The organism is Streptomyces mesophilus, from assembly GCF_040300965.1.
GTDB lineage: Bacteria > Actinomycetota > Actinomycetes > Streptomycetales > Streptomycetaceae > Streptomyces > Streptomyces mesophilus_A.
The window spans coordinates 1-9,321 of sequence record NZ_JBEPEW010000225.1 but is presented as its reverse complement, the minus strand read 5'-3'; the positions used below and the strand labels follow the sequence as shown (position 1 = coordinate 9,321).

The window sequence follows — 9,321 nt, the reverse complement described above, 5'->3', positions numbered from 1 at the left end:
GCCCGTCTGTCAGGACCGGCCGGGGCGGCCGGTCCGCGTCAGATGCCGGCCGCGAAGCCCGGGGTCACCGCGGAGGCCGTGCCCTGGGCGCCGGAGGCGGCGTTCTGGAGCAGCGGTCCTGCGTCGGTGCGGACGGTGTCCGTGAGGCCCTGGGCCAGCGGGGCGACCTCGGAGGTGACGCCGCGCGCCAGGCCGTCCACGTCGCCGCCGACACCGGTGGCGAGACCGGTCGCGGCGGTGCCGACGTCCTGGACCAGCGGCTGCACCTCGGAGACGACGACGTCGGCGACCGGCCGTACGTCCTCGACCACGCCCCCGGCGAAGGGCTGCACCTCGTCGGTGACTCCCTGCGCGAACGGCGTGACGTCTCCGCCCACGCCCTGCACCAGCGTCCCGGCGTCGGCGAGGACCTGGCCCACGACCGGGAGCACCGAGTCGACGGCGGTCGCGGCGAGGGGCGGGAGCACGGAGGCGGTGGTCTCGGCGACGACCGGGTTGGCCGCGGCGAGGGCGCCCTGCGCCTGGGCGGGGGCCTGCTCCAGGACTGTCTGGGGGGCGAAGTCCGCGAGCGGGCCGAAGAGGTAGTCGATCTCGGCTTCGGGGGCGGGGAGTTGGGTGGGCAGCTCGGCGGACGGGAGCTGGCCGGTCGGGAGGTCGGCCGACGGGAGCTGGCCCGTGGGGAGGTCCGCGGACGGGAGCTGGCCGGTCGGGAGGTCGGCCGACGGGAGCTGGCTCGTGGGGAGCTGGGATGCGGCGCCCTTGGCCTGGTCGGCGGCGGCCTGGACGCGGTCGGCCGCGCCCTTGATGTCCTTGACGTCGCCCGCGGCGGACCTGGCCTTGGCGGCGGTGGTGGCCGCGGCCGCCTTGGCCTGGCCCACGGCCTGCTCGGCCCCGGCGCCCGACGCCTTGTCGCGGACCTGGTCGAGGGCGCCGGTGACGACGTCCACGTCGGGGGTGCTGACCGGCGCGGTGGCCGGCAGCTCGGCGGCGCCGGCGTTGGCGGCACCGATGCCGATCATGCCGGTGGCGCCGGCAGCGGTTATGACGAGGGAGCTGCGGAGCTTCCGTCCGTTGACGGAGGCTGCGCTCTGCTTCTTGTGCTTGCTCATTACTGGGTCGGATCCTTCGAATTCGAGGGTACGAAGGGGCCGTTCACGGCTCCTTCGCGGCGGGCAGACCTGTCCCGCCCCCGCGCGGCAGGTCTTCAGGCGGGGAAAGGCCTGCCCTAGCCGGGGAATTCGAGGACGTCGCGATGCCGGTCGAGGATCCGGTCGTACGAGGTGGAGGCGCCCTTGCCGCCGGGCAACGGCACACTCAGGTGCCGGTCCGGGAGTGTGGCGGGCTGTGCGTCACCGTGGCGCTGGGTGCTGGACTCGGCGGTGCTGTGGGCGCCGAAGCCCTGGGGTGCGCCGGGCGCAGGGAGGTGCGCGGGGCCCGACGGAAGCTCGGGGAGCGGCAGTCGGGCCACGGGGTGGGCGGACGGCTCGGCCGCCTGGGCGGTGTCACCGTCCGTGCCCGCGAAGGCGAGCCGGTGGGCGGCGTCCGGGCGCGTCTGATCCGCCGTGTCGGCCGGCTCGGACGCGGAGGCCGAAGGGTCCTGTCCCCGGGCTCCCCCGGCGTCGCTGCCCGGCCCTGCGGGCAACGGGACATACGGCAGCCCCGGTTGGGGCAACCCGACCGGTTCGAGCAGCACCGTCACGGCCTCGACGGTCCGGCCGACCCCGTCGGCCACGGGCCGGGTGAGCTGCCGCACCGGCTCCTGCACGGAGCGGACGACGGAAAGGACGGGCGCCGTGACCTCACGAACAGGCGCAGTGACCTCACGGACTGGCGCCGCGACGTCCCGTATCGGCTCGGCCGCCTCGCGTACGGGTGCGGCGGCTTGCCGCAGAGGCTCGGCCGCTTCCCGTACGGGTGCGGCGGCTTCGCGCAAGGGCTCGGCTGCTTCCCGTACGGGCTCGACAGCCTCACGAGTGGAATCGCCGACCTCCCGTACAGGCCCAGCAGCCTCTTGTACGGGTGCCGTGGCCTCTTGCGTGGTCACGGCGACCTGACGCACCGGTTCGGTGGCCTCACGTACGGGCTCGGTGAGTGTGTCCCGTACCGGTTCGGTGGCCTCCCGTACGGGCTCGGCGACCTGGCGTACCGGCGCGGAGACCGTCTCCCGTACGGGCTCGGTGGTCCGGCGTACCGGATCGGTGAGCGTCTCCCCCAGCGGATCGGTGGCTGTCTGCGTCACGGAGGCGGCCGGTGCCACGGGATCCGTGTCCTGCTCCGCGGCCCCGGCCCGCTCGGCGCACAGCAGCCCGAGCACCAGGAACGTGCCGAGCAGCAGGAGCAGTTGCAGCCCGCGCCGCACCGCCGTCGGGCGCATGAGGCGCCGGACGGCTGGGGGCAGCGTGGCCGCGTGGGTCAACAGGGCTCCATGTCGTGGGGTGGTGGGTGCCCGGGTGCGACGCCGGCCGGGGGCCGACGCGCCGGCCGGGTGAGGTCCGTGGGGGCGGAACCGCTCACTCCAGCACGCCCGCCGATCCTCGCACGCGACAACTGGGGTTCCGCAAGCCCCCTGTTACTGATGGGTCTCCTTGTCCGGTATGGGCAGTGGGCGCTTCTCGATCGCCGCCGCCATCACGTCGGGGAACAGATCGGGCGTACAGGCGAAGGCGGGAGCGCCCAGGCCGGCGAGGGCCGCGGCGTGCTCGCGGTCGTACGCAGGTGCCCCCTCGTCGGAGAGCGCGAGCAGGGTCACGAACTGCACGCCCGAGGCCTTCATCGCCGCGACCCGCTTGAGCATCTCGTTGCGTATCCCACCCTCGTAGAGGTCCGAGATGAGGACGACCACGGTGTCGGCGGGGCGGGTGATCTGCGACTGGCAGTAGGCGAGGGCGCGGTTGATGTCGGTGCCGCCGCCGAGCTGGGTGCCGAACAGCACGTCGACCGGATCGTCGAGTTGGTCGGTGAGATCGACGACCGCCGTGTCGAAGACGACGAGCCGGGTGCTGATCGAGCGCATCGAGGCGAGGACCGCGCCGAAGACCGAGGCGTAGACGACGGAGGAGGCCATCGACCCGGACTGGTCGATGCAGAGGACGACCTCCTTCTTCACGGACTGCGCGGCCCGCCCGTAGCCGATGAGGCGCTCGGGGACGACGGTCCGGTGCTCGGGGAGGTAGTTCTTGAGGTTGGCCGCGATCGTGCGGTTCCAGTCGATGTCGTGGTGGCGCGGCCGGTTGATCTTCGCGCTGCGGTCGAGGGCTCCGGTGAGGGTGGCCCGGGTGCGGGTGGCCAGGCGCTTCTCCAGGTCCTCGACGACCTTGCGGACCACGGCCCTTGCCGTCTCCTTCGTCGTCTCGGGCATCGCCTTGTTGAGCGAGAGCAGCGTGCCGACGAGGTGGACGTCGGGCTCGATGGCTTCGAGCATCTCCGGTTCGAGCAGCAGCGTGGACAGGCCGAGGCGGTCGATGGCGTCGCGCTGCATGACCTGTACGACGGAGGACGGGAAGTACGTACGGATGTCCCCGAGCCAGCGCGCCACGGAGGGCGCCGAGGCGCCGAGCCCCGCGGAGCGGTCACGGCTCGTGCCGCCGGCTCCGCCCCGCTTTCCGTAGAGGGATTCGAGCGCGGAGTCCATCGCGGCGTCGCGGCCCGACAGTTCGCAGCCGGTGCCGTCGGCCTCCTGCCCGCCGAGGACCATGCGCCAGCGACGCAGACGCTCCGCGTCGGGCGAAGTGGGCGGGGTGGGGATGGTCGCAGTAGTGGGAGTGGTCGGGGTGGCGGGGGTGGTCATCGGGCAGCCTCCGCGAGTGCGTCCGAGTCCTCAGGGGGTACGTCCAGGCCGAGCAGCAGCCGGACCACGGGCAGGACGGCGGCCGCCCGTTCCTCGTCCAGCGCGTCCGCGAACCCGGGCACGCCGACCGCCTCGGTCGCGGCGGCCTGCGCGGCCGGGCCCCTGCGGACCAGTTCGCCGAGGGTGCGCCGTACGCCCGGTTCGTACGCCGAGAAGGTGCGGCGCAACAGGGGCAGCACATCCGTGAACGCCGTGTCGGGCACGGATGTGAGCCAGGCGTCGACCAGGCCGAGCAGCCGCTCGTCGTGGACGAGGAGCATGCCGCCGGACCCGCCGCCGACGAAGCCGTCGATCCAGGCGGCCGCCTCGGCCGGCGGGGTGCCCACCGAGAGGGCGAGGCCCATCAGGCGCCCGGCTTCGTCCTGGCTCAACTCCCCTTCGTCCAGGAGCAGTCGCACCGCCCGCCCGCGGATCACTCCGGGCACGGTGTCGCGGGTGCCGAGGGTGTGCAGAACGGTGTACCAGCGGGGCCGTATGCCTTCGGTCGCGGACGGTGGCAGGGCGGTGGCTGTGTCCGTAGCGGTGCCACCGGCCGTGTCCGGGCCGGTGACCTTCGCGTGCCGTTCGTCGTCGAGCAGGCCCACCGCCCCGTGGACCGCGTCCACATGTGTGCGCATCTCGGCCGCACCGTCCGCGTCAAGGCCCGCGCAGGCGGGGGCCAGACCGACGAAGACGCGTTCGGCCAGGCCGGCCGCGACCTCCGTGAGCGCGCCGGTGTCGGTGCCGCGCACGTCTCCGTAGCGCAGCGAGCGGACAAGCGCGGGCAGGGCCTGGGCGAGATGGCCGACGTCGGCGTCGAGTGCCGCGCGGTCGGCGAGGACACGCATCACGACGGGCAGTGCGTCGGGCAGCGCGGCCAGGAGGCAGCGCTCGGCGAGGGCCGTGACGTCGGCGAGTGCGGTGGCGCCCACCGCGTCCGACTCGGCCTTCGCCGTGGCCGCGCCCAGCACCGTGGTCCCCCAGATGCCGGCCTCGGCCACCCGCACGGCGAGTTCGGGCTCCCAGCGCAGCCGCCAGCTCTCGCGGAAGGTGCCGGTGCTGCCGCGGGTGGCGGCCGCGGGCTCGCCCCAGCCGATGCCGAGCAGCCGCAGACGGTGCAGCAGACGACTGCGTTCGGCGTCGTTGGTCTGGCGCAGGTCGAGCTCCAACTCCCGCTCCAGCGCCTCCGGTTTGAGCCGCAGCGACTTCTGGATCCGGGTGAGGTCGCGCTGCAGCGGTACGGCGGGTGCGGCCGAGGGAACTTCGCCGAGCACATCGCCCACGATGAGGCGGTCGTGGATGAGCGAGAGCGGTACGTCGGAGCCGTCGCAGAACACGGCACGGACGGCGTCCGTGGTCTCGGAGAGACCGGGCAGCGGACGGCCGCGCATCGCGGCGAGCGTCTCGGCGAGGCGTACGGCTTCGATGACATGGGCGGAGGAGACGAGGCGGTCCTCGTCGCGCAGCAGCCCAGCGACCTTGGTCAGCCAGCGCGCCACGGGGCGGTCGGGGGCCGCGAAGAGATGCGCGTACCAGCCCGGTGAGTCGATCCCCGCTCCATAGCCGCTCGCGCGGGCGAGGCGGCGGTGGGTCCAGGGCACCCAGGTCATGTCGACCTTCGCCTTGGGCAGGCCCTTGAGCAGGGCGCGGTCGGCGGTGACGGTGGTCTTCTCGCGCAGGGCGGGCACATGCCAGGCGCCGCAGACGACCGCGTACTCCGGCCCGAACTCCTTCGCTGCGGCACGCATTTGGAGCCGCATGTACGCCTCGCGGACGAGGTCGCGGTCGTGGCCGCCCGCCCCGTACACCTCGCGCAGCGCGCCCATCGCCTCGGCGAGCGCGGCGAACGGCGCCAAGGCGTCGTCCGCCTGCCCTCGGTACTCGACGACGTCCTCCCACCAGCGCTCGGGGTCGTCGTAACCGGCGGTCTCGGCGAGGACGGCGATGGGGTCGACGCGCAGGACTTCGGCGGAGGGGTCGCCCTCGGACTCGGCATCAAGGCCGGCCGCGGACTCGGCATCCGGGTCGGCCGCCGGGCCGCCCTCAGCACCCGGCTCGCCCGCAGCACCCGGCTCGCCTCCAACGCCCGGCTCGTCCCCGTCACCCGGCTGCTCTGCGGCACCAGGCACCCCCTCGGCGCCAGGCTCCCCCTCACCGCCGGCCGGCCCCTCCTTCTCCCTCTTCTCCTCCTCCGCCCGCATCGCCAGCGAGTGCGCCGCCGGCAGGTCGATGAACCGCACCGGAACGCCTTGCTCGAGCGCCCAGTCGACCGCCACCCATTCCGGCGAGAACTCCGCGAACGGCCAGAACGCCGAGCGCCCCGGCTCGTCCACCACATGCGCGAGCAGCGCGACCGGCGGCCGCATCTCCTCGTCGGCGGCCAGCGCCACCAGCGCATCGGCCTCGGGCGGCCCCTCGATCAGGACGGCCCGCGGACGCTGCGCATCGAGCGCCGCCCGTACCGCCCGCGCCGAACCCGGCCCGTGATGCCGTACGCCGAGAATCCACGGCCCGCTCCCGGCTCCCCCGTGCGCCGACCCCACCTCTGCGGTGTGCACAGCCCTCAACTCCCCTCCCCCTCTTCCTTGCCACGCGACCATCCGCACACGATCATCCGTACGCGATCAAGAGACCCGCACGCTCACCCGCTCACCTCGCGGCAGGCCCGGTAGAAGTCCTTCCAGCCGTCCCGCTCGCGCACGACCGCCTCCAGGTACTCCTTCCAGATCACCCGGTCCGCCGCCGGGTCGCGGACGACCGCGCCGAGGATGCCCGCCGCGATATCGCCGGCCCGCAGCACGCCGTCGCCGAAGTGGGCGGCGAGCGCGAGACCGCCGGTCACGACGGAGATTGCCTCGGCCGTCGAGAGCGTCCCGCTCGGGGACTTGACCTTGGTGCGGCCGTCGGCCGTGATGCCGTCGCGCAGCTCACGGAAGACGGTGACGACCCGCCGGATCTCGTCGATCCCGTCGGGCCCCGGCGGCAGATCGAGCGAGCGGCCCAGCTGGTCCACGCGGCGCGCGACGATGTCGACCTCGGCGTCGACGCTCTCGGGCAGGGGCAGCACCACCGTGTTGAAACGGCGGCGCAGCGCGCTGGAGAGATCGTTCACCCCGCGGTCGCGGTCGTTGGCGGTCGCGATCAGGTTGAAGCCGCGGACCGCCTGCACCTCCTGGCCCAACTCCGGTATGGGCAGCGTCTTCTCGGACAGGATCGTGATCAGTGTGTCCTGTACGTCGGCGGGGATACGGGTGAGCTCCTCGACCCGGGCCGTCATGCCCTCTGCCATCGCCCGCATCACGGGGCTGGGCACCAGGGCGTCGCGGCTGGGGCCGTGGGCGAGCAGCTGCGCATAGTTCCACCCGTACCGGATCGCCTCCTCGGGTGTGCCCGCCGTGCCCTGCACCAGCAGGGTCGAGTCGCCGCTGACGGCGGCCGCGAGATGTTCGGACACCCAGGTCTTCGCCGTGCCGGGCACTCCGAGCAGAAGGAGCGCACGGTCGGTGGCCAGGGTGGTCACGGCGACCTCGACGATGCGGCGCGGCCCCACGTACTTGGGAGTGATCACGGTGCCGTCGGGCAGGGTGCCGCCCAGCAGATACGTGGCGACCGCCCACGGCGAGAGGCGCCAGCGCGCCGGGCGCGGGCGGTCGTCCGCGGCGGCGAGCGCGGCGAGCTCGTCCGCGAACGCGTCCTCCGCGTGCGGCCGCAGCACCTCTGCGGCGGGCCGCGCGGTCTCGTTGTCGAGCACGGTCATGGATCCCCCTCCAGATCTCCGGGACGTCTCGTCCCGGGCCGATCTCCGGCATGGCATCCACGGTGCACCACGCCACTGACAATCGGCCTCGGCGGCGGAGCGCGGGCCGCGCCAACTGCCGCTAGTGAAGCGCGAATCCGCAGGTCACAGCCGATTGTCAGTGGCGGGATCTACCTTCGCAGCATGACTCAGCAGGGGGTGCGCTGGACGGCTGATCAGGTGCTCGCACTGGCGCCTGACGCCGCGTCACGCAAAGCGGGAAGCAAGCTCGGAGCGGCCGGTCCGTGGTCCGAGGCGGGCAGTTCGAAGGAGGGGGCGGTATGGGGGTTGTGCAAGGGCAGCGGCAGCAAGCCGTATCAGACGGTCGTCGACACGGCCGGGCCCGCGTACAAGTGCAGTTGCCCCAGCCGGAAGTTCCCGTGCAAGCACGCGCTGGGGCTGCTGCTGCTCTGGGCGGGCGACGGGGGCGGTGGCTCGGCGATACCGGACGCCGAGGCGCCGGACTGGGTGGAGCAGTGGTTGGACGGGCGGCGTAAGCGCGCGGAGGCACCCGCAGCGGAGAAGGGGGACGGCAAGCCGGTCGACGAGGAGGCGGCGCGGAGACGTGCAGCGCGGCGGGCCGAGCGGGTCACCGCGGGGGTGACCGAGCTGGAGCAGCGGCTCGCGGATCTGGTGCGCGGCGGCCTGGCCTCGGCGGAGCAGTCGGGGCACGGACTTGGTGAGGAGACGGCCCGGCGGATGGTCGACGCGCAGGCGCCTGGACTTGCCGCGCGTGTACAGGAGTTGGGGGTGATCCCTGCGTCGGGTCCTGGCTGGCCGGTGCGGCTGCTCGAGGAGTGCGCGCTGCTGCATCTGCTCGACCGGGCCTGGCTGCGCAGGGAGCAGCTGCCGGACTCCCTCGCCGCCACGGTCCGTTCGCGGATCGGCCTGCCCTCATCCGCCGAGGGCCCCGCGCTGCGCGACCGGTGGGCGGTGCTCGCCCAGTACGACTCGGCGGACGCGCGGCTCACCACGCGCCGGATATGGCTGTACGGACAGGAGTCGGGGCGCACGGCGCTGCTCCTCTCTTACGGGGCGGCCGGCCGCGCACCCGAACTGGCCCTGCCCGTCGGCCTCGCGCTCGACGCCGAGCTGTCCGCGTATCCGGGCGGCGGGCACCGCCATGCGCTCGGCGAGCGCTTCGCGCCGGCCGCGGCCGCCGAGGTGCGCCCGGCCGGGGTGAGCACCCGCGTGGCGGCGTCGGCGTACGGCACGGCGCTGCGCGAGGACCCCTGGCTGGAGTCCTGGCCGGTCACGCTGCACGACGTCATACCGGCACCGGTGGGTGACGGCATGCAGCTCGCCGACGCCGACGGCTCGGGTGCGTTGCCCGTGGTGCCGGTGTCCCGGCCCGGTCTGTGGCGGCTCGCCGCCGTCTCGGGCGGCAGCGGGGTGACGGTCTTCGGCGAGTGCGGCCATCGCGGCTTCACCCCGCTGACGGTGTGGGCGGGGGATGCGGGGGGTGTGGTGTCGCTGTGCTGACGATGCGCCGTGTGCGCGCAGCCGCGCCGGCGGGCCCGGCCCGCTGCCGTCCCACCCCTTGTTCCTGTTCCGATTGTTCCTGCTCCGACGGCATGGAGGGAGGCCTCGGTTGACCATGGAAACCGAGATGACGACCTGGGAAGAGCTCGTCACGAGTGCTCTGCTCGGCACCGACCGGCGCGGCAGCCTCGCGCAGGCGGCCGGCCGCAGCCGCAAG

The 9,321-nt window shown here is 73.8% G+C and carries 6 protein-coding genes; 1 reads left to right on the top strand and 5 read right to left on the bottom strand.

The window, feature by feature from the left end; translation table 11 throughout:
- Positions 1 to 38: 38 nt before the first annotated feature.
- The 5 genes from ABT367_RS39050 to ABT367_RS39030 all read right to left on the bottom strand — a co-directional run bounded on the left by ABT367_RS39050 (position 39) and on the right by ABT367_RS39030 (position 7,583).
- Positions 39 to 1,109, bottom strand: a complete 1,071-nt coding sequence (locus tag ABT367_RS39050) for a hypothetical protein (RefSeq protein WP_352258423.1) — start codon at positions 1,107 to 1,109, stop codon at positions 39 to 41.
- 116 nt (positions 1,110 to 1,225) lie between these two features.
- Positions 1,226 to 2,416 carry a hypothetical protein gene (locus ABT367_RS39045; RefSeq protein WP_352258421.1) on the bottom strand — a complete coding sequence of 397 codons (1,191 nt, stop codon included), beginning with the start codon at positions 2,414 to 2,416 and terminating at the stop codon, positions 1,226 to 1,228.
- Positions 2,417 to 2,569: 153 nt separating this feature from the next.
- Positions 2,570 to 3,787 carry a VWA domain-containing protein gene (locus ABT367_RS39040; protein WP_434975640.1) on the bottom strand — a complete coding sequence of 406 codons (1,218 nt, stop codon included), beginning with the start codon at positions 3,785 to 3,787 and terminating at the stop codon, positions 2,570 to 2,572.
- Positions 3,784 to 6,426 carry a DUF5682 family protein gene (locus ABT367_RS39035; RefSeq protein ID WP_434975639.1) on the bottom strand — a complete coding sequence of 881 codons (2,643 nt, stop codon included), beginning with the start codon at positions 6,424 to 6,426 and terminating at the stop codon, positions 3,784 to 3,786. Before ABT367_RS39035 ends, ABT367_RS39040 begins: the two co-directional genes overlap by 4 nt.
- Positions 6,427 to 6,467: 41 nt before the next feature.
- Positions 6,468 to 7,583 carry an ATP-binding protein gene (locus ABT367_RS39030; RefSeq protein WP_352258417.1) on the bottom strand — a complete coding sequence of 372 codons (1,116 nt, stop codon included), beginning with the start codon at positions 7,581 to 7,583 and terminating at the stop codon, positions 6,468 to 6,470.
- A gap of 183 nt (positions 7,584 to 7,766) precedes the next feature.
- Between ABT367_RS39030 and ABT367_RS39025 the strand changes: the two genes are divergently transcribed.
- Positions 7,767 to 9,104 carry an SWIM zinc finger family protein gene (locus ABT367_RS39025; protein WP_352258415.1) on the top strand — a complete coding sequence of 446 codons (1,338 nt, stop codon included), beginning with the start codon at positions 7,767 to 7,769 and terminating at the stop codon, positions 9,102 to 9,104.
- The last annotated feature ends 217 nt before the right edge of the window (positions 9,105 to 9,321 follow it).

Excerpts from the sequence above, each read along its gene's own strand:
- ABT367_RS39030 (WP_352258417.1), bottom strand. The coding sequence starts at position 7,583 with ATGACCGTGCTCGACAACGAGACCGCGCGGCCCGCCGCAGAGGTGCTG.
- ABT367_RS39050 (WP_352258423.1), bottom strand. The coding sequence starts at position 1,109 with ATGAGCAAGCACAAGAAGCAGAGCGCAGCCTCCGTCAACGGACGGAAG.
- ABT367_RS39040 (WP_434975640.1), bottom strand. The coding sequence starts at position 3,787 with ATGACCACCCCCGCCACCCCGACCACTCCCACTACTGCGACCATCCCC.
- ABT367_RS39035 (WP_434975639.1), bottom strand. The coding sequence starts at position 6,426 with ATGGTCGCGTGGCAAGGAAGAGGGGGAGGGGAGTTGAGGGCTGTGCAC.
- ABT367_RS39025 (WP_352258415.1), top strand. The coding sequence starts at position 7,767 with ATGACTCAGCAGGGGGTGCGCTGGACGGCTGATCAGGTGCTCGCACTG.